At 59.0% G+C, this 19,507-nt stretch carries 15 protein-coding genes; 10 read left to right on the top strand and 5 right to left on the bottom strand.

Annotation, left to right across the window (positions count from 1 at the left end; translation table 11 throughout):
• Positions 1-121: 121 nt before the first annotated feature.
• Positions 122-868: a bifunctional 2-polyprenyl-6-hydroxyphenol methylase/3-demethylubiquinol 3-O-methyltransferase UbiG gene (ubiG, locus tag K3725_RS18545; protein ID WP_260016714.1), complete on the bottom strand. Its 747-nt coding sequence runs from the start codon at positions 866-868 to the stop codon at positions 122-124.
• Between the two features lie 50 nt (positions 869-918).
• On the opposite strand from ubiG, the gene pip reads away from it, so the two are divergent.
• The 6 genes from pip to infB all read left to right on the top strand — a co-directional run bounded on the left by pip (position 919) and on the right by infB (position 8,262).
• Positions 919-1,899 (top strand): prolyl aminopeptidase, encoded by a 981-nt coding sequence (gene pip, locus K3725_RS18540; RefSeq protein WP_260016713.1) that lies wholly within the window; start codon positions 919-921, stop codon positions 1,897-1,899.
• Positions 1,896-2,741: an ABC transporter substrate-binding protein gene (locus K3725_RS18535; RefSeq protein WP_260016712.1), complete on the top strand. Its 846-nt coding sequence runs from the start codon at positions 1,896-1,898 to the stop codon at positions 2,739-2,741. The genes pip and K3725_RS18535 overlap by 4 nt, the downstream gene beginning before the upstream one ends.
• A 181-nt stretch (positions 2,742-2,922) precedes the next feature.
• Entirely contained in the window at positions 2,923-3,513 is a 591-nt protein-coding gene (rimP, locus tag K3725_RS18530; RefSeq protein WP_039172090.1) for a ribosome maturation factor RimP, read from the top strand.
• On the top strand, positions 3,513-5,129 hold the full coding sequence (gene nusA / locus K3725_RS18525) for a transcription termination factor NusA (protein ID WP_260016711.1): 1,617 nt from the start codon (positions 3,513-3,515) through the stop codon (positions 5,127-5,129). Before rimP ends, nusA begins: the two co-directional genes overlap by 1 nt.
• Before the next feature lie 26 nt (positions 5,130-5,155).
• Positions 5,156-5,776 (top strand): RNA-binding protein, encoded by a 621-nt coding sequence (locus tag K3725_RS18520; RefSeq protein ID WP_260016710.1) that lies wholly within the window; start codon positions 5,156-5,158, stop codon positions 5,774-5,776.
• Positions 5,777-5,784: 8 nt separating this feature from the next.
• A complete protein-coding gene (infB, locus tag K3725_RS18515; protein ID WP_260016709.1) occupies positions 5,785-8,262 on the top strand; it encodes a translation initiation factor IF-2 in 2,478 nt (825 codons plus the stop codon).
• A gap of 450 nt (positions 8,263-8,712) precedes the next feature.
• On the opposite strand, the gene mutT is transcribed toward infB, so the two are convergent.
• From mutT to K3725_RS18500, 3 genes are read right to left on the bottom strand one after another with little or no spacing between them, the layout of a single operon-like run.
• Positions 8,713-9,111, bottom strand: coding sequence for an 8-oxo-dGTP diphosphatase MutT (mutT, locus tag K3725_RS18510; RefSeq protein ID WP_260016708.1), 399 nt, complete (start codon positions 9,109-9,111; stop codon positions 8,713-8,715).
• Positions 9,108-10,334 carry a bifunctional glutamate N-acetyltransferase/amino-acid acetyltransferase ArgJ gene (gene argJ, locus K3725_RS18505; protein WP_260016707.1) on the bottom strand — a complete coding sequence of 409 codons (1,227 nt, stop codon included), beginning with the start codon at positions 10,332-10,334 and terminating at the stop codon, positions 9,108-9,110. The genes mutT and argJ overlap by 4 nt, the downstream gene beginning before the upstream one ends.
• 2 nt (positions 10,335-10,336) lie before the next feature.
• On the bottom strand, positions 10,337-11,188 hold the full coding sequence (locus K3725_RS18500) for a peptidylprolyl isomerase (protein ID WP_260016706.1): 852 nt from the start codon (positions 11,186-11,188) through the stop codon (positions 10,337-10,339).
• Positions 11,189-11,365: 177 nt separating this feature from the next.
• Between K3725_RS18500 and secA the strand changes: the two genes are divergently transcribed.
• From secA to K3725_RS18485, 3 genes are all read left to right on the top strand, one after another.
• The gene (gene secA, locus K3725_RS18495; RefSeq protein WP_260016705.1) at positions 11,366-14,065 is read left to right on the top strand and encodes a preprotein translocase subunit SecA; all 2,700 of its coding nucleotides are present in this window, start codon (positions 11,366-11,368) and stop codon (positions 14,063-14,065) included.
• Between the two features lie 666 nt (positions 14,066-14,731).
• A complete protein-coding gene (locus K3725_RS18490) occupies positions 14,732-14,917 on the top strand; it encodes a hypothetical protein (RefSeq protein ID WP_260016704.1) in 186 nt (61 codons plus the stop codon).
• Between the two features lie 24 nt (positions 14,918-14,941).
• On the top strand, positions 14,942-16,495 hold the full coding sequence (locus K3725_RS18485) for a phosphate ABC transporter substrate-binding/OmpA family protein (protein ID WP_260016703.1): 1,554 nt from the start codon (positions 14,942-14,944) through the stop codon (positions 16,493-16,495).
• Positions 16,496-16,541: 46 nt separating this feature from the next.
• Here the strand turns inward: K3725_RS18485 and K3725_RS18480 are convergent, their stop codons facing one another.
• Positions 16,542-18,143 carry a GMC family oxidoreductase gene (locus tag K3725_RS18480; protein WP_260016702.1) on the bottom strand — a complete coding sequence of 534 codons (1,602 nt, stop codon included), beginning with the start codon at positions 18,141-18,143 and terminating at the stop codon, positions 16,542-16,544.
• Positions 18,144-18,247: 104 nt separating this feature from the next.
• On the opposite strand from K3725_RS18480, the gene K3725_RS18475 reads away from it, so the two are divergent.
• Entirely contained in the window at positions 18,248-19,480 is a 1,233-nt protein-coding gene (locus K3725_RS18475; RefSeq protein WP_260016701.1) for a TRAP transporter substrate-binding protein, read from the top strand.
• Positions 19,481-19,507 lie beyond the last annotated feature (27 nt).

Genomic DNA, 19,507 nt, shown 5'->3' with positions numbered 1-19,507 from the left:
AAAGTATTCCATTTTCGCTATTTGACGATAGCAAGCGGCAGTCTGCGGCTAAAGTGTTCATAAGGATTACCACCTATCCTTTTGGATGGAGGCTGCTGGAATTGGACTGCGAGGAGGGCTGTCAGCCCGGCTTCACGCTGGCGGTTACATAGTTGACTGACAGGTCCCGTTCCGAAACTGACCAGTTCCAGGTAATCGGGTTGAACACGAAACCTTTTCGGTCGACCGGTTTCAGTCCCGCATGCTGCAGCAATTCGAAAAGTTCGCTTGGTGTGATGAACTTTGACCATTCATGGGTGCCTCGTGGCAGCCAGCGCATGATCACTTCTGCCCCGATAATTGCCATGGCAAAGCTTTTGGGGTTGCGGTTGATGGTTGAGCAGATTTCCAGCCCCCCGGGTTTCAGGAGCTTCTGGGTTGCCGTCAGGTAGCTGAGCGGGTCGGTGACATGCTCCACAACTTCCATATTCAGCACGACGTCGAACTGCTCGCCAGCATCGGCCAGCGCTTCCGCGGTGGTGTGGCGGTAATCGATTTCCAATCCGGATTGTTCGGCATGAATGCGCGCGACCGGAAGGTTGCCTTCCGCAGCATCGGCGCCAACCACAGTCGCTCCCAGCCGTGCCATAGGTTCGCTCAGCAATCCGCCGCCGCAGCCGATGTCCAGCAGCCGCAGCCCTTCGAACGGGCGCTGTGACGTCAGGTCGCGTCCGAACTCACCGGCAATCTGGTTTGTGATATAGTCCAGACGGCACGGGTTTAGCATATGCAGGGGCTTGAACTTGCCGTGCGGGTCCCACCATTCCGCAGCCATCGCTTCGAATTTGGCGATTTCCGCAGGGTCGACCGTGGATTGAGGCGCTTGCATTCCTGTCTCCGTGTGCTCTTTTGTAGTCTGACGTTTCACTAAGGTCAGTAATGGATAGATACCCGGACCAAAAGCGCGCTGTGCATTATCTTTACCCGCCGGTTGAGCCTTTTGACCAGCGCATGATCGACGCAGGCCAGGGCCACCGCATTTATGCGGAGCAAAGCGGCAATCCGAATGGAATTCCGGTCATCGTTTGCCACGGCGGCCCCGGGGGCGGCAGCAGCCCGGCGATGCGGCGCTACTTCGATCCGCTTATCTTTCGAATCATTCTGTTCGACCAGCGCGGCTGCGGCCGGTCGCGACCGTATGCCTCCTGCGAGAATAACACCACTTGGCATCTGGTGGCAGATATGGAGTTGATTCGAGCACAGCTCAGCATCGAAACCTGGATTTTGTTCGGCGGCAGCTGGGGAGCAACTCTTGCGCTGATCTATGCGCAGTCTCACCCGGAACGGGTGCAGCAGATCATCCTGCGCGGCGTTTTCCTGATGACCAAAGCAGAGCTGGACTGGTTCTATGGCGGTGGTGCAGGAAAGTTTTGGCCGGAGACCTGGGCAAAATTCGTCTCCTTGATACCCGATGCAGAGCGAAACGATATGATTGCCGCATATAAAAAGCGGCTGTTTTCGGGCAACCTGGAGGAAGAAGTGCGATACGGCCGGGCCTGGTCTGCCTGGGAAAACGCACTGGCCTCCGTCCATTCCAATGGTCAAAGCGGTGAAAGCCCAGGGGACTATGCACGTGCCTTTGCCCGACTGGAGAACCACTACTTCAGCAATGGCGGCTTTCTCGACTACGATGGTCAGATCCTCGCCAATATGGGCCGGATTTCCCACGTGCCCGGTGTAATTGTGCAGGGCCGCTACGACATGATCTGCCCGCCGTCTTCCGCCTGGCGGCTGAATGAACTGTGGCCAAATGCGGAGTTGAAGATGGTGCGCAATGCCGGCCATGCTCTGTCGGAGCCGGGAATCAGCGCTGAGCTGGTACGGGCAATGGACCGGATCGCAGGAGAGCTTGTGCCATGACGCGCATCGACCGTCGCGCGCTGTTCACCTCGGGTGCTGCTGCTGCCTTGCTGGCCGCAGCAGGCGGGTCGGTTCATGCGTCACCCAAGGCTGGCGGTGTGCTGCGCCTGGCAGTGCCGCGTGAAGCTGGAATGCTGGAGCAAGCCGCCCATGGAGCGGTATTTGATACGCTGACGGAAATAGCGCCTGACGGGCTGCTACGCGGTGAACTTGCGGCCAGCTGGCAATCAGCTCTGGATGCGCGCGCTTGGACCTTTGATTTGCGCGACGGCGTAACTTTTCACGATGGCACTCCGTTAACGGCGGAGGATGCCGCGGCCTCTTTAAATGCGCTGGGCGTGACAGGGGCCGATCTGAGGGCCGCCACCGCGTTGCACGGCCATCAGCTGCTGCTCGAACTGGAGGCGCCGAATCCGCATCTGCCGTATTTGCTGGCTGGAGCGGACCATCTGATTGCCCCGCGGGGGGAGCTGTCAGCCTCTCTTGCAAATGCGGTTGGCACGGGCTGTTTCCGTGTTGAGCGTGCTCAGGATGGCCGTCACTTCCGCGCATCCAAGGTGGCGGGGCACTACAAGGCCGGTACAGCAGGCTGGGTAGACACGGTGGAAATCATTGTGATTCCGGATGCCTCAGTTCGGGCTGAGGCCCTGCGCGACGGCTATGTCGATGTGGCTGCTCTGCCAGAACCCCGCGGTCTGCTGAAGCGCGGCGAGTTCCTGTATTATCCGTCCTCCAAGGAAATGGCTTTAGCGGCTCGGCACAATGTTGGTATTCCACGAAAAGTGGGCCAGCGTGCACCCTTGGACGATGGCCGCATTGCCGAACGCTGGTGGCGGCTGTAAGGGCGTCCGCGGGTTCGCTTCAATACAAGCCTTGCAGTTTTCCCCAATCTTGCCTATATGCCTTTTACAACAGCGGCGCGTTGAACCTCTGGCTCAAGGCTCCACCGGGAATTTCGACGGGCCGCGCGCCCGTTTTTTTGTGTTTGCAGGCCCTTGTCTGCATGCCCCAAGTGGAGGTCTGATGACCAACGACCTGATTGCCAAAGCTGCCATTGACCGGCGCCTGGCCGAGATCGTCACCCCGGTGATCGAGGATCTGGGTTACGAGTTGGTGCGAATCCGGCTGATGTCTGGTAAGGCGACCACGCTGCAGATCATGGCCGATAAGCCTGATGGCGGCATTGAAGTGGACGATTGTGCTGCGATCTCGAACGCGGTCAGCGCGACGTTGGACGTCGAAGATCCGATCATCGACGCCTATGCACTGGAAGTATCGAGCCCGGGTATCGACCGGCCGCTGACCCGGCTGAAGGACTTTGACATGTTCGAAGGCTACGAGGCCAAGCTGGAAACTGAAGAGCTGGTCGGTGGCCGGCGCCGCTTTAAGGGTGAGCTGGCGGGTACTGAAGAGGATGAGGTTCTGATCAATATCGACGATCAGGGCGAGACTGTGACCATTGGTCTGAAATTCGACTGGCTGAGTGACGCCAAGCTGGTCCTGACCGATGATCTGATCAAGGAAATGCTGCGGCAGCGCAAAGAGGCCGGCACGCTGAACGAAGACGCATTCGACGAAATCGAGACCGAAGAGTCTGACGAGGAGAACAAGTAATGGCTATCACCTCTGCAAACCAGCTGGAGCTGTTGCAAACCGCCGAGGCCGTGGCGCGCGAAAAGATGATCGACCCGGGTCTGGTGATCGAGGCGATGGAAGAGAGCCTCGCCCGCGCGGCCAAGAGCCGCTATGGCGCCGAGATGGACATCCGCGTCTCGATCGACCGTAAGACCGGCCGCGCCACCTTTACCCGTGTACGTACCGTTGTGGCCGATGACGAGCTGGAAAACTATCAGGCCGAAATGACTGTCGAGCAGGCGCGCCAGTATATGGCGGACCCCGAAGTGGGCCAGACTTATGTCGAGGAAGTGCCGCCGGTTGAGATGGGCCGCATCGCGGCCCAGTCGGCCAAGCAGGTGATCCTGCAGAAGGTCCGCGAAGCAGAGCGCGACCGCCAGTACGAAGAATTCAAGGACCGCGCAGGCACCATCATCAACGGTCTGGTCAAGCGCGAGGAATACGGCAACGTTATCGTCGATGTAGGCGCCGGTGAGGCGATTCTGCGCCGCAACGAGAAGATCGGCCGCGAAAGCTACCGCCCGAACGACCGTGTGCGCTGCTACATTAAGGATGTGCGTCGTGAGCCGCGCGGCCCGCAGATTTTCCTGTCGCGCACCGCGCCGGAGTTCATGGCCGAGCTGTTCAAGATGGAAGTGCCGGAAATCTATGATGGCATTATTGAGATCAAAGCTGTTGCCCGTGACCCGGGCTCGCGCGCCAAGATCGCGGTTATCTCCTATGACGGCTCGATCGACCCGGTCGGTGCCTGTGTGGGTATGCGCGGCTCTCGCGTGCAGGCCGTGGTGAATGAGCTTCAGGGCGAGAAGATCGACATTATCCCGTGGAACGAAGATCAGCCGACCTTCCTGGTGAACGCACTGCAGCCAGCGGAAGTTTCCAAGGTCGTTCTCGACGAGGAAGCCGGCAAGATCGAAGTTGTTGTGCCGGAAGAGCAGCTGAGCCTTGCCATTGGCCGCCGCGGCCAGAACGTGCGCCTGGCGTCCCAGCTGACCAACCTCGACATCGATATCATGACCGAGGAAGAGGAATCGGCCCGCCGCCAGAAGGAATTCGAAGCGCGCACCAAGCTGTTCATGGAAACTCTGGATCTGGATGAGTTCTTTGCCCAGCTTCTGGTGTCCGAAGGCTTCACCAACCTCGAAGAGGTTGCCTATGTTGAGCTGGACGAATTGCTGGTGATTGATGGTGTCGACGAAGGCACCGCCGAGGAGCTTCAGGCCCGCGCCCGCGATTTCCTGGAAGCCCAGGCCAAGGCAGCGCTGGATGCAGCACGTGCGCTGGGTGCAGAAGACAGCCTGATCCAGTTCGAAGGTCTGACCCCCCAGATGGTCGAAGCGCTGGCGAAGGACGACGTGAAATCGCTGGAAGACTTTGCCACCTGCGCGGACTGGGAACTGGCCGGCGGCTGGACCACCGACGGCGGCGAGCGGATCAAAGATGATGGGATCCTCGAACCCTTCGGCGTGTCGCTGGAAGAAGCGCAGGATCTGGTGATGACCGCCCGCATCATGCTGGGATGGGTTGATCCGGAAGAGCTGGAAGCGGAAGCCGCTGAAGGCGAGGAAGCTGGCGAAGAGGAAAGCGAGGCCTGATTTCAGGCCTTGCATTGGAGACCCGTATGACACGCGGCGGCGCAACAAAAGACCGGACCGGTGACAGCGAACGTAAATGTATCGCGACCGGCGAAACCCAGCCTAAACAGGGCCTCATCCGTTTTGTGATGGGCCCTGACGGTCAGGTCGTGCCCGATGTAATGGGCAAACTGCCCGGCCGCGGTGTCTATGTGGCCTCCAGCCGGGAGGCACTGGCTGCGGCAGTCAAGAAGAAGCTCTTTGCCCGCGGTTTCAAGGCGCAGGTGCAGGTGCCGGAGGAACTGGTAAAGGAAGTCGAGCGTCAGGTTGTCCGCCGCCTGATAGAGCTGATCAGTCTGGCGCGCAAATCGGGCGACGCAGTGTCCGGGTTTGAGCGGGTCAAGGATTGGCTGGCCAAAGAAGAGGCTCGGGTGCTGATCCAGGCCTCTGACGGGTCGGGGCGCGGGAAGTCGAAGCTGAGCACGCCCTACAAGGGCAAATTCATCGGCTGCCTCACGGCGGACGAGCTGGGAATGGCATTTGGGCGCCAAACTGCGATCCATGCCGCCCTCGCCTCTGGCGGACTCAGCAAACGTGTTGTAGATGAGGCGCAACGACTGCAAGGTTTGCGCGAAATGGTGGGCGGCAACGGCCGCACGGAAGGATAAGTAGCTTTATGAGCGATAGTGACGGCAAAAAGACACTGGGTCTGCGTGGGGGTTCCCGTCCGGGGAACGTGAAACAGAGTTTCAGCCATGGACGGACCAAGAATGTCGTGGTGGAAACCAAGCGCAAACGCGTTGTGGTTCCCAAGCCGGGTGCGGCCAAGGGGGGCAGCGGTGCTGCGCCTTCGACATCCGGATCGCGCCGGCCTGCCGGCATCAGCGACGCGGAAATGGAGCGCCGCCTGAAGGCCCTGCAGGCCGCCAAGGCCCGTGAGGCAGAGGAAGCCGCGCAGCGTGAAGCCGAGGAAAAGGCCCGCGCCGAAGAGCGTGAGCGCCGCCGGGCGGAGCAGGAAGCCAAGGAGCGCGAGCAGCGCGAAGCGGAAGAGCGCGCACGAGCCAAGGCTGAAGAAGAGGAACGCCAGCGCATTGCAGCTGAAGAAGCGGCGAAGCGTGCTGCAGCTGCTCCGGCACCGGACGCCGCGAAAGCGGAACGATCCGCGCCGAGCAAACCTGCCCCCGCCGCTGCACCGCGCAAGGCAGAGCGCGAGCGTGAACAGCGCCCGTCCCGCGGTAAGGGCCGTGATGACAACCGTCGTTCCGGCAAGCTGACGCTTGGCCAGGCAACTGGCGGTGAAGGTAACCGCCAGCGCTCGATGGCGGCGATGAAGCGCAAGCAGGAGCGTGCGCGCCAGAAGGCCATGGGCGGCTCGGTTGAGCGCGAAAAGGTTGTGCGCGATGTGCAGCTGCCGGAAACCATTGTGGTGTCCGAGCTGGCCAACCGTATGGCGGAGCGTGTTGCTGATGTGGTGAAGTCGCTCATGCAGATGGGCATGATGGTCACCCAGAACCAATCGATCGACGCCGATACCGCGGAACTGATCATTGAGGAATTTGGTCACAAGGTGACTCGCGTTTCCGATGCTGACGTCGAGGACGTGATCAAGGAAGTCGAAGACAAAGAAGATGATCTGAAGCCGCGCCCGCCGGTGATCACCATCATGGGCCACGTTGACCACGGTAAAACCTCGATTCTGGATGCGATCCGCAATGCCCGCGTTGTGGCCGGCGAAGCCGGCGGTATCACCCAGCACATTGGTGCGTATCAGGTGAAAACCGAAAGCGGCACCACGCTGAGCTTCCTGGATACCCCTGGCCACGCAGCCTTTACCTCGATGCGCTCGCGCGGTGCTCAGGTAACCGATATCGTGGTTCTGGTTGTTGCTGCGGACGACGCCGTCATGCCGCAGACCATCGAAGCCATCAACCACGCCAAGGCGGCCGAAGTTCCGATGATCGTGGCGATCAACAAATGCGACAAGCCTGCCGCCGACCCGATGAAGGTCCGCACGGACTTGCTGCAGCACGAGGTGGTTGTCGAACAGATGTCCGGCGAAGTGCAGGACGTCGAAGTTTCGGCGCACACCGGCCAGGGTCTGGACGAACTTCTGGAAGCCATTGCGCTGCAGGCGGAAATCCTGGAACTGAAAGCCAACCCGAACCGTGCCGCCCAAGGCGCCGTGATCGAAGCCCAGCTGGATGTGGGCCGCGGCCCCGTTGCCACCGTTCTGGTTCAGAACGGCACCCTGCGCCAGGGTGACATCTTTGTTGTGGGTGAGCAGTACGGCAAAGTCCGTGCGCTGATCAACGATAAGGGTGAGCGCGTTCAGGAAGCGGGCCCCTCGGTTCCGGTTGAGGTTCTTGGCCTTAACGGCACTCCGGAAGCTGGCGACGTTCTGAATGTGACAGAAACCGAAGCGCAGGCGCGCGAAATTGCTGCCTACCGTGAGCAAGCTGCCAAGGACAAGCGCGCAGCAGCAGGTGCTGCGACCACTCTGGAACAGCTGATGGCCAAGGCCAAGGAAGACGAAAACGTTTCCGAACTGCCGATCCTGGTCAAAGCCGACGTGCAAGGTTCTGCCGAAGCCATCGTTCAGGCGATGGAAAAGATCGGCAACGAGGAAGTGCGCGTGCGCGTGCTGCATTCGGGCGTCGGTGCCATCACCGAAACCGATGTGGGCTTGGCGGAAGCCTCCGGCGCGCCGATCATGGGCTTTAACGTCCGTGCCAATGCCTCGGCCCGGAACACCGCCAACCAGAAGGGTGTGGAGATCCGTTATTACTCGGTGATCTATGATCTGGTGGATGACGTGAAGGCCGCAGCCTCCGGCCTGCTGTCGGCGGAAATCCGCGAGAATTTCATCGGCTACGCCCAGATCAAGGAAGTCTTCAAGGTTACCGGCGTCGGCAAGGTTGCCGGCTGTCTGGTCACCGAAGGCATCGCCCGCCGCTCGGCCGGCGTGCGCCTGCTGCGTGATAACGTGGTGATCCACGAAGGCACACTGAAGACCCTGAAGCGCTTCAAGGACGAAGTGTCCGAGGTCCAGTCCGGTCAGGAATGCGGTATGGCGTTCGAGAACTACGACGATATCCGCCCGAATGACGTCATCGAGATCTTCGAGCGTGAAGAAGTCACCCGTACGCTCGAATGATAACCGTTTCGAGCTGAGTTATGAAAAGCCCCGGTTTACACACTGGGGCTTTTTCACTTTGGAATACATGGTTGCCGCTTTACCGGATGGAAAAGGGCAGCTTGTGCAGCTGCCCTTTGTTGCCTGGCATGTGTGAGTGGCGCTCAGGCGGCGGGTTTGACCGGATGGCCAGTATGTACCATTCTGTCAACCCGCACCGTAGTTGTGTTTGGGAATGCCCGTATGAAGCTGCCCTGTACTCATGAAAAGCGTCCCATTTCGTTTGTTCTTATCATGGCCGTCTCCTGATCCACTGATGTGCAGGGCAGTGAGTTGGTTCGTAAGTTAAGATTTGAACAGAATGGTTAACAAAAGGTTCACGGCTTTAGCCTGGGCTAATCAAATGCCCGGCAAAATCCAATCGGCCTGTTGTATCCGGCACAGCCCAACAGAGGCCGTGACTAGAGCGCGTTACAGCCAGTCGCGTAAAATCGGGATCAATGGGATGTCTGCTGGCGGCATGGGGTAGTCACGCAGATCCTGCGGCCGCACCCATTTCAGCGTTTGTCCTTCCTTGGCCTGCGGGATGCCCTCCCACTTGCGGCAGGCAAACAGCGGCATCAGAAGATGAAAATCTTCGTAGGTGTGACTGGCAAAAGTCAAAGGAGCGAGACACGAAGCCCAAGTGCCTATTCCGATCTCCTCGTGCAATTCCCGGACCAACGCGGCCTCAGGCGTTTCGCCCGGCTCGATCTTACCGCCGGGGAACTCCCACAAACCTGCCATGGACTTGCCTTCAGGCCGCTGCGCCAGCAACACTCTGCCGTCGGCATCAATGAGGGCAACGGCAGAGACGAGAACCGTCCTCATGACCGGTAGTCCGCGTTGATCGAGATGTACTGATGCGTCAGGTCGCAGGTCCAGACAGTGGCTGCGCCGCTGCCGAGACCCAGATCCACCTTGATGGTGATTTCCTGCTTCTTCATTTCCGCCGCGCCCAGTTCTTCTTTGTAAGCCGGCGAGACCCAGCCTTTCTCCGCCACCAGTACATCGCCAAAGGAGATCGACAGCAAATCACGGTCGGCAGCTGCACCGGACTTTCCAATTGCCATGACCACGCGGCCCCAGTTTGGGTCCTCGCCCGCTAATGCGGTTTTCACCAGCGGTGAGTTGGCAATCGCCATGCCATGAACTTTGGCGTCCGCATCCGAAGCCGCGCCCGTCACCTGAATTTCCACGAATTTGGTTGCGCCTTCACCGTCGCGCACCACTTGGTGCGACAGGTCAAGCATGACCCGTTCCAGCCCGGCAGCGAATTCCGCGTTGCCGGTCGCGTCTACACCAGAGCTACCGGTGGCGCAGAGCATCAGGCTGTCGGAGGTGGAGGTGTCGCTGTCCACGGTGATGCAGTTGAAGCTGCGGTCGCAAATCTCCGACAGCTGTGCCTGCAGCGCTGCCTGCTCCACCTTGGCATCGGTGAAGATGTAGACCAGCATTGTCGCCATGTCCGGTGCAATCATGCCGGAACCCTTGGCGATGCCTGCGATCTTGACCGTCTTGCCGTCAATGCCAACCGTGGCGCTGGCGCCTTTGGCAAAGGTGTCGGTTGTCATGATGGCCTTGGCAGCATCTTCCAGCGCGTTTTCATCCAATGCGCCGTTCAGCTCTCCGATCTTGGCAATAATCCGGTCGTGCGGCAGCGGCTCGCCGATGACGCCGGTGGAAGCAGTGAAGACACGGCCCGCCGGAATTCTGGTTTCTGCGGCCACAGCCGATATAATCTCAGCCACCGATGTTTGGCCGTAGTGGCCTGTGAAAGCGTTGGAATTTCCGGAGTTCACCAGGATCGCTGCGCCGGTGTCCGCAGCGCCGCCCAGCTTGGACTGGCAATCGAGAACCGGAGCGGAACGGGTCTTGGACCGGGTGAAGACACCGGCTAGCGCGGTGCCCGGATCCATGACAGCCAGCATCACATCGGTGCGGTCTTGGTATTTGACACCGGCAGCGGCAGATGCAAATCGCACGCCCTTGATCACCGGAAGATCGGGGAAGCTGGCGGGCGCCAGCGGTGAAACGGGCATGGATTTGGACATGATCAGTTCCTTACCAGGCTGAGGTCTTTGAGTATGGCCGGATCAAGATCCTCAATCTCAGGCCGTTCGATTTCCGCTGCTGCTGTCAGCTCGTTCACCCGTTCCTCAACCGCTTTCTGGCGCAGCTCATCGGCCAGCTCGGTACGGACTTCTTCGAATTCGGGTGCTTCTGTCTTGCGGCGCTCGTTCAGCAGGATGACGTGCCAGCCAAATTGCGTTTGGACCGGATCTGAGACTTCACCTGAGCCCAGCTTCAGGACAGCCTGTTCAAATTCGGGCACCATACGGCCTGTGGTGAACCAGCCGAGATCGCCGCCGTTCGGGCCGGAGGGGCCGGTTGAGCGTTCCTTGGCCAGCGTGGCAAAGTCAGCGCCTGCATCCAGCTCGGCCTTGACGTCCAGCGCGTCCTCTTCGCTTTCGACCAGGATATGAGCTGCGTGAAATTCATCACCGCCTTCACCGGTGGAGTACTTTTCATCATATGCCGCGCGCAGTTTCTCTTCGCCGCTGGCCTTATCCATGACCGTTTCGATTACTTCCGCCGCCAGCAATGCGCGTTCCTCGTTATCGACAGAAAGCTTGACATAGTGAGGCACCTGACCCTGAAGCTGCTGTTTCAATGCAGTTTGCTGGATCAGCTGATCCAGGATTGCGTTGTAGAGGACGTCATCGGGCAGCTGCTTGTACTGCGCCGGCAGGTTTTCGCGTGCCATGACCATATGGCCGATGGTGATCTCCTCGCCATTGACCGAGGCAACCACTGTGTTTGCATGCGGGGTTGCAGCCGCGGCCAGCGGCAGCGCAGCACAGGCGGCAACCGCCAATCCGCGCAGAAATGTGAGACCTTTACGCATTGAAACCTTCCTATTCCTTGGCCGTTAAAGGCCGTGCCGTTGACACTCTATACCCTGCCGCTTACATCGCCTTGAGGCCATTGGCAGGACCGTCTTTCCACCATTGTTTATGGGTTGCGGTCACGGCGGGCAAGCCTGCCCGATGCATAGGCCGGATATAGGATCGCTGGAGAAGATATGCTGGGTTTCGGAACAATCGCCAAAAAGGTTTTCGGTACACCTAACGACCGTAAAGTCAAGGCGACGCGGCCGCTGATTGCTCAGATCAACGGGCTGGAAGATGAGTTCGCAAAGCTCAGCGATGACGGGCTTATTGCCAAGACAGCAGAGCTTCGCCAGCGGGCGCTGAATGGCGAAAAACTGGATGCTCTGCTGCCCGAAGCCTTTGCTAACGTGCGGGAGGCCGCGAAGCGGGCTTTGGGCCTGCGTGCTTTTGATACCCAGCTGATGGGTGGTGTCTTCCTGCATCAGGGTAACATCTCCGAGATGAAGACCGGTGAGGGCAAGACCCTGGTGGCCACCTTCCCTGCCTACCTGAATGCACTTACCGGCAAGGGCGTGCACGTGGTTACTGTGAACGAATACCTGGCGAAGCGCGACAGTGAATGGATGGGCAAGGTGTTTGCTCAGCTTGGCATGACCACTGGTGTAATCTGGTCGGGCCAGCCGGATGCAGAGAAGATGGCGGCCTACCAAAGCGACGTGACCTATGCCACGAACAATGAGCTGGGTTTTGATTACCTGCGCGACAACATGAAGCCGTCTTTGGACCAAGTTTTCCAGAAGCAGCACAACTTTGCCATCGTTGACGAAGTCGACTCGATCCTGATCGATGAGGCCCGTACTCCGCTGATTATCTCTGGTCCGGCGGAAGACCGCTCTGAACTCTATTCCACTATCGACAAAGTAATCCCGCTGCTGGCCGAAAACCACTACGAGATCGACGAAAAGACTCGCGGCGTGACTTTCACAGAGGACGGCAACGAGTATCTGGAGCAAACCCTGCGCGAACACGGACTGTTGGAGGCCGAGGCATCGCTCTATGATCCGGAAAGCACTACAGTTGTCCATCATGTCAACCAGGCGCTGCGTGCCCACAAGCTGTTCCAGAGGGACAAGGATTACATCGTTCGCGACGGCCAAGTGGTGCTGATCGATGAGTTCACCGGCCGGATGATGCCGGGCCGCCGCCTGTCGGAAGGGCTGCATCAGGCGATTGAAGCCAAGGAAGAGGTGCAGATCCAGCCGGAGAACACTACTCTGGCCTCCGTTACCTTCCAGAACTACTTCCGTCTCTATGACAAGCTTTCGGGTATGACCGGTACTGCCATGACGGAAGCCGAGGAATTTGCAGAAATCTATGGTCTGGGCGTCGTCGAAGTGCCGACCAACCGTCCGATTGCCCGGGTGGACGAGGACGATCAAGTCTACCGCACCGCGCGTGAAAAATACGAGGCGATGATCCAGGAAGCCAAGGTCGCGCATGAAAAGGGGCAGCCGGTCCTTTTGGGCACTACCTCCATTGAGAAGTCCGAACTCCTGAGCCAGATGCTGCAGCAGGAAGACATCCCGCACAACGTCCTGAACGCCCGCCACCATGAGCAGGAAGCACAGATCGTTGCCGATGCCGGCCGGTACGGCGCGGTGACTATTGCTACCAATATGGCCGGCCGCGGCACCGATATTCAGCTTGGCGGTAATGTAGAGATGAAGGTGCTGGAGGCGCTGGCGGCAAACCCAGAGGCGGATCCAGCAGAACTGCGTGCCGCTGAGGAAGCCAAGCACGCGGAAGAGAAGCAAAAGGTGCTGGAGGCTGGCGGTCTGTTCGTAATGGCGTCTGAGCGCCACGAAAGCCGTCGCATCGACAACCAGCTGCGCGGCCGCTCCGGCCGTCAAGGCGACCCGGGCCGCACGCGCTTCTATCTCAGCCTCGAAGACGACCTGATGCGGATCTTCGGTTCTGAACGTCTGGACAAGCTTCTGTCTTCGTTGGGCATGAAGGAAGGCGAAGCGATTATTCACCCTTGGGTTAACAAGTCGCTGGAACGGGCCCAGGCAAAAGTCGAAGGCCGCAACTTTGACATGCGCAAGAATGTGCTGAAGTTCGATGACGTGATGAATGATCAGCGCAAGGTGATCTTCAAGCAGCGCCGTGAGATCATGGCAGCTGAAGACCTGTCCGAAATCACCAATGACATGCGCCATGAAGTCATTGACGATCTTCTCGACGTCCACATGCCGCCCAAAACCTACGCTGACCAGTGGGACACTGAAGGCTTGCAGGAACAGGTCCGGGAAATGCTATCGATTGATGCGCCGGTAGCAGAGTGGGCCGCAGAGGAGGGCGTGGATGACGAACAGATCCGCGAACGCCTGGTGGAAACTTCCGACAAGCTGATGGCCGAAAAGGCTGAAGCCTTCGGACCGGAGAGCATGCGCAACATCGAAAAGCAGGTCTTGCTGCAGACCATCGACAAGAAATGGCGCGAGCATCTGCTGACGCTGGAGCATCTGCGTTCCGTGGTGGGTTTTCGCGGCTATGCGCAGCGTGATCCGCTGAACGAGTACAAGAACGAAAGCTTCCAGCTGTTTGAAAGCATGCTCGATAGCCTGCGCGAGGAAGTCTCTCAGCAGCTCAGCCGGGTGCGCCCAATGACTGAGGAAGAGCAGCAGCAGATGCTGATGGAAATGGCAGCCCGCCAAGCGGCCATGCAGCAGATGGCGGCACAAGCGGCTGGTGCGGACAGTTCGGCGGAATCAGCCGCGCCTGGATTTGTAGAGGATGACCCGTCAACCTGGGGCAATCCTTCGCGCAACGACAAGTGCCCATGCGGATCAGGCAAGAAATTCAAGCATTGCCACGGCAGTCTGGTTTGATTGATCTCTAGTTCCTGGGCTCCTGTTCTCTTGGCAGGCTGCGTCTCAGAATACTTGGCTAAGACAGTTCCTCTCGGTCGCTGTGCTATGCGCAGCGCCGGGCCTTAAGCTGTTGCGCAGTGCAGAAACCTGCAGGCGCAAGCACGGGGATTTCCCTGAATTCGTTTCCTTTAGTCGCCGCGAAGATTGAGCATTTGCTGGATTCACTGCAGTTTGCGGTCAAAAACTGCGCCACTTTGTGGACAAGGCTATCAGTAGCAGTCTGTCTCAGGAGGGCTTTAAAAGCGCATCACAGCGGGGTGAGCTTCACTGTTTCCCTAAATGGCACCGGGCGCTACGACCCTCTTGTACTGGCCTTGACACGAACGGCTGTGATTATCGCCGAAACTCCAAACGATTCCGGTGCAGTAGCGGTGGCTGAAGTCGAATGGTATCGAAGATCTTGAGCGTGTCGTTTTGCAGTGGAGCGGCAATAGCGGGCTCGAATTGCATGCCCGGGAATTTGGTGCCGCCTATTGAACTGAGGGTCACGTCTGGCACGGTGCGGTAAACCATGCTGGCATCGGCCGGATAGACCGGCTGGGAGATCAAAGCCTTCTGGCTCCGAGGGTCGCGGAGATTTCCAGTCTGCACTCCAGCCTGCCAGGGCAATCCGGGACAGTGTCCTTGACAGCAGAAGCCGAGGTGACCGGAAGGAATTGCGGCCAGGATATCATTGCGCAAGCGCTGCGATTGACTGGTGGCAGGCTCACTAGCCGCGATCTGGTGATGGTAATGCCGGATTGCGAGGCTCAGAGGAGCTTTCTGGTGTTGAATAATCTTCTCGAAGACCTGAAGATTGCCGCCAACTGATTTGCGGTAACTTCAGGTATCCACATGACCTTCTTGCGTGCGGCCGTTTGTGCCGCACTTTTTCTGACAGTCCTGGCACGCGGTCTTGCAGCTCAGGATGTCACCCTGTCTTCTCCGGATGGCGCAGTTGAGATAACCGGCACCTTGCTGGGATTTGATGGCGAATTCTACAGGGTGCAAACTCAATTCGGCGAACTCACCGTGGATGGATCGGGTGTGACTTGCGATGGGCCGGGGTGCCCCAGCCTGTCCGCCTTTGTGGCAGAGATCACGTTTGCCGGGTCTTCCGCAATGTCGGAGGTTCTGTTGCCAGCCCTGATCGAAGGCTTTGCGTTGCGCAACGGCTATCAAACGCGCCGGGAGCCGCTGCCTGATGGAAACTTCAGTCATGTCTTGCTGCGAGGGCAGAAGCCTGCTGCACGGTTTACATTTGCGATCAGTAATACAGACGCTGGGTTCGCAGCACTTGTCGCGGATGAAGCGGACGTTGCAATGGCAACGCGTGAGATCCGCGTTCTGGAAAGAAAAGCCGCACGGGCCGCAGGTTTGGGAGATTTAACCGGGACCGGGCGCAGCCGCATCCTGGCGCTGGACGCCTTTGTTCCGGTTGTAGCACCGGCTAATCCCGTGCGTGAGATTACCTTGCCGCAATTGGCAGGTATCCTGTCCGGCCGGATCAGCAACTGGCAGGAGCTTGGCGGTCCGAATGCTCCCATTTCCATACACATGCCTGTGTCCGGTTCCGGTCTCTCGCAAGCCGTCGAGGATAAACTTATGGCGCCAACCGGCGCTGTCTTTACTGCCAAGATCAACCGTCATGACCGCAGCAGCACGCTGGTCAGGCGGGTTTTGATCGATCCTTTTGCCATCGGCATTGCCAGCTACGCCGAAAAAGGCGCAGCCCGGGTTTTGACCCTTTCAGGACTGTGCGGGTTTTCGCTGCAGGCCAGCCGGCATGCGGTAAAGACCGAGGATTACCCTTTGACCGTGCCGATGTTTCTATACTTGCCAGCGCGGCGCCTCCCAAAGGTGGCACGCGATTTTCTTGCTTATGTGCGCGGACCCGCTGCGCAGGCAGTGATCCGCCGCGCCGGTTTTGTCGATCAGGCCCCGGAGTTGATTCCGGTGAGCCGCCAGGGGAACCGCCTGTCTAATGCCATTCTGGCTGCAAACCAGAAAGGAGGGCTGTCAGAATTGCAACGGCTGGTAACCGTGCTGGGAGGGATGCGGAGATTAACAACCACGTTCCGGTTCGAGCCGGGATCCTCGCGCCCAGACGCCCAGTCCCGCAGCAACATTGAGCAATTGGCCCGGGCGCTCGAGACTGGTGAGTTCGATGCTCAGGAGCTTGTGTTCGCGGGGTTTTCCGATGGGGTCGGCCCGGCGGAAGGTAACCGTCAGATCGCGATGAAGCGAGCTGACGCAGTGCGTGACGCAGTGATCAAGGCTGCGGAAACCGCAGACGTCAGCCGGGTGAAGATTTGGACTGAGGGTTTTGGAGAGGTCTTGCCGATGGCTTGCGATGACAGCGATTGGGGCCGCCAGATCAATCGGAGGGTGGAGGTCTGGGTTCGGTAAGCGCGGCTTTCTTTTCAGCAGCCTGAATTTTTGCTGTCACATTGGTTTATCCGGTTTCGGCAATCAGATCACTAGCCTTTTCCCCGATCATGATTGCAGGCGCGTTGGTGTTGCCGGAGACGATTTCCGGCATGATAGAGCAATCGGCAACCCGCAGCCCCTCGACGCCATGCACGCGCAGTTTTTCATCGACCACTGCGTTCTCCCCCGCACCCATCTTGCAGGTCCCGGTGGGGTGGTAAATTGAAACCGAGTTGCTGCGCGCCCAATCCAATGTTCCCTCATAATCTTCCATTGCCAAGTCAGCGTTGGGGCGGAATTCCTCGGCAATCTTGGACGCCAGAGGATTATGCCGGGCAATGTGCCGGGCGATGTTGATGCCGTCGACGATAGTCCGGCAGTCGGTTTCGGCGGACAGGTAGTTCGGAATGATTTTGGGGTAGGTCCTGGGGTCTGGTCCGTTCAAACGGATTTCGCCCCGGCTTTCGGGGCGCAGCTGGCAAACTGACATAGTGAAGGCGGAAAATGGATGCACGCCCTCGCCCGGGCTGTCCGCTGACCACGGCTGCACATGGAACTGAATGTCGGGTGTTGCCACATCCGGCCGGGTTTTCATGAAACCGGTCGCAAGGCTTGCCGCCATGGTCATTGGTCCGGCCCGGAACAGCGCATATTTCAAGGCGATCCGGGCCTGGTTGAACAGGCTGCGGACCTCATCGTTGAGCGTTGGTTCGTTGCATTTGTAAACAAGTCTTGCCTGCAGATGGTCCTGCAGTCCTTTGCCCACCCCTGGCAGATCGACAAGGGGTTCCACACCATTAGCCTGCAACTGGCCAGCCGGGCCGATGCCCGACAGCATCAATGTCTGCGGCGAATTGATAGCACCGCCGGACAGGATCACTTCCTTGCGGGCCGTGATGACGTGGCGCTGGCCTGCTTTGTCCAGATAGCTGACACCTGTCACCTGGCGCCCATCCAAATTTATCTTTTCGACGAGCGCATTTGTGATGATCTGCAGATTGGGCCGCTTCCGCGCAGGCCTAAGGAAGGCGACTGCCGCACTGCAGCGCCGACCGTTGCGGGTGGTGAGCTGGAAGTAGCCGACGCCTTCTTGATCCGCTCCGTTGTAATCGGGGTTAAACGGGTATCCCGCCTCTTGCGCGGCTGCCACCCAAGCGTCGCAGATCGGGCGCTGGATGCGCATGTTTGAGACCGTCAGCGGGCCGCCTGTGCCATGGAAGTCATCCGCGCCGCGTTCCTGATCTTCGGAACGCTTGAAGAGCGGCAGGACATCTTCCCAGCCCCAGCCTTCGTTGCCCATCTGGCGCCAACGGTCATAGTCCTCCTTTTGGCCGCGGACATACAGTAGTCCATTCAGCGAGGAAGACCCTCCTAGAACCTTGCCTCGCGGCCAATCAATGGATCGGCCATTAAGACCCGGATCCGGTTCAGTCCTGTAGCACCAGTCAACCGAGGGATTGTGCATGGTTTTGAAGTAGCCGACCGGAATATGAATCCAGGGGTTTGTGTCACGCCCTCCGGCTTCCAGCAAAACCACCTTGTTTTGCGGGTTTGCGCTCAGCCGGTTGGCGACAACACAGCCTGAAGACCCAGCGCCGATGACGATGAAATCCGCGTCCAAATCCATACCTCCCGAACTCTCGATGAAAAAACTTCTATACAGGATGTGGAAATTGGTCTAGCATTTTTTGATACGAAACGTCTCAATAATTGATCTTAGGGAGGAGAGTTATGGGGCTGACTAACAAACTGGGCCGCATTTCACGGCGGGATTTGTTACGGGTGGCAGGGACTTACGGGATGAGCTCGACCCTACTGGCGGCAGGCGGCTTTGGCGGCGCGATGAGCCTGGCGAACCTCGCCTCGGCTGCGGAATCAACCTATGAGAAGCGCTATACCAAGCCCGCCAAGCACACGCTGAAGTTCGGCGCCTCGGGCTTCAACGCGCGCAATCTGCTGATCGAGCGGGCAGGGGCACTGGAATTCGCCCGTGATTTGGAAGCACGTACGGATGGGGAGATCCGGATCGAGTTTATTGGCGACAATCAGATTTGCGGCCAGTTGAGCTGCGTCGAGAAAACCCAGCAGGGGATTGTCGACATCTACGCAGCCTCAACCCAGAACTCGGCTGGCGGCGCGCCCTATTTGAACGTGCTGGACTATGCCTTCATGTTCCCCGGCCGTGCGTCCCAATACCACTTCCTCTATCACCCCAAAAGCCAGGAAATCCTGCGTGATCCTCTGGAAAAGCGCCACGGGTTGAAATTCCTGTTCAGCCACTGCGAGCTGCGCGGCATACAGCTGGGCCTGAAGTACAAGGACCAGCCGACCATCACCAAACTGGAGCAGCTGTTCGGAACCAAAAACCGCGTCACCGGCACCCAGTTGGGACGGATCGCAATGAACGCGCTGAACCTGAACCCGGTGCCGGTGGCCTGGGAAGAGACCCTCGACGGGCTGAAGCAGGGCCTGATCGACGGCGCCGAAACCTGGGCCTCCGCAGTGGCCTATGCCAACATGGCGCCGGTGGTCTCGCAGTCGGTCGACCTCAAGTTCTTTTGCGGCACCGAGCACACCTCGATGTCGGCAAAGGTTTTTGACGGCCTCGAAGGCTATCTGCAGGACGCAGTTATGGAGAGCGCCTATTGGGCACAGGCCCATGTTCAGGCCGCAAACGAGGCCGCGCTGGTCAAGACCGTCGGCTTCTCCGATCCGCAGCTTCCGGGCACGGTATTTGCGGAACACGGCGTCCGTCCGGCCTTCTTGCCGGACAGCGAAATCCGCATGGCTGAGGAAATGTGCTCACCCGAGTTCCAGCCGCAGCTGTGGGAACAGTGGCGCGACCGCCTGAACAAATGGGCCGGCGGCATCGATACCTATAAGGAAATCTACACCATCGCGCGCGAAGTCGAAAAGGACATGAAGCCCGAAAACGTGGAGCCGCGCCGCTGGTGGAAAGGCTAACAGCGGGCGAAAATGCGAGCAGAGGGC

It is taken from the genome of Leisingera sp. S132 (assembly GCF_025144465.1).
Taxonomy (GTDB): Bacteria; Pseudomonadota; Alphaproteobacteria; order Rhodobacterales; family Rhodobacteraceae; genus Leisingera.
The sequence above is the reverse complement of the archived record's forward strand: the minus strand, read 5'-3'. Positions and strand labels throughout refer to the sequence as shown.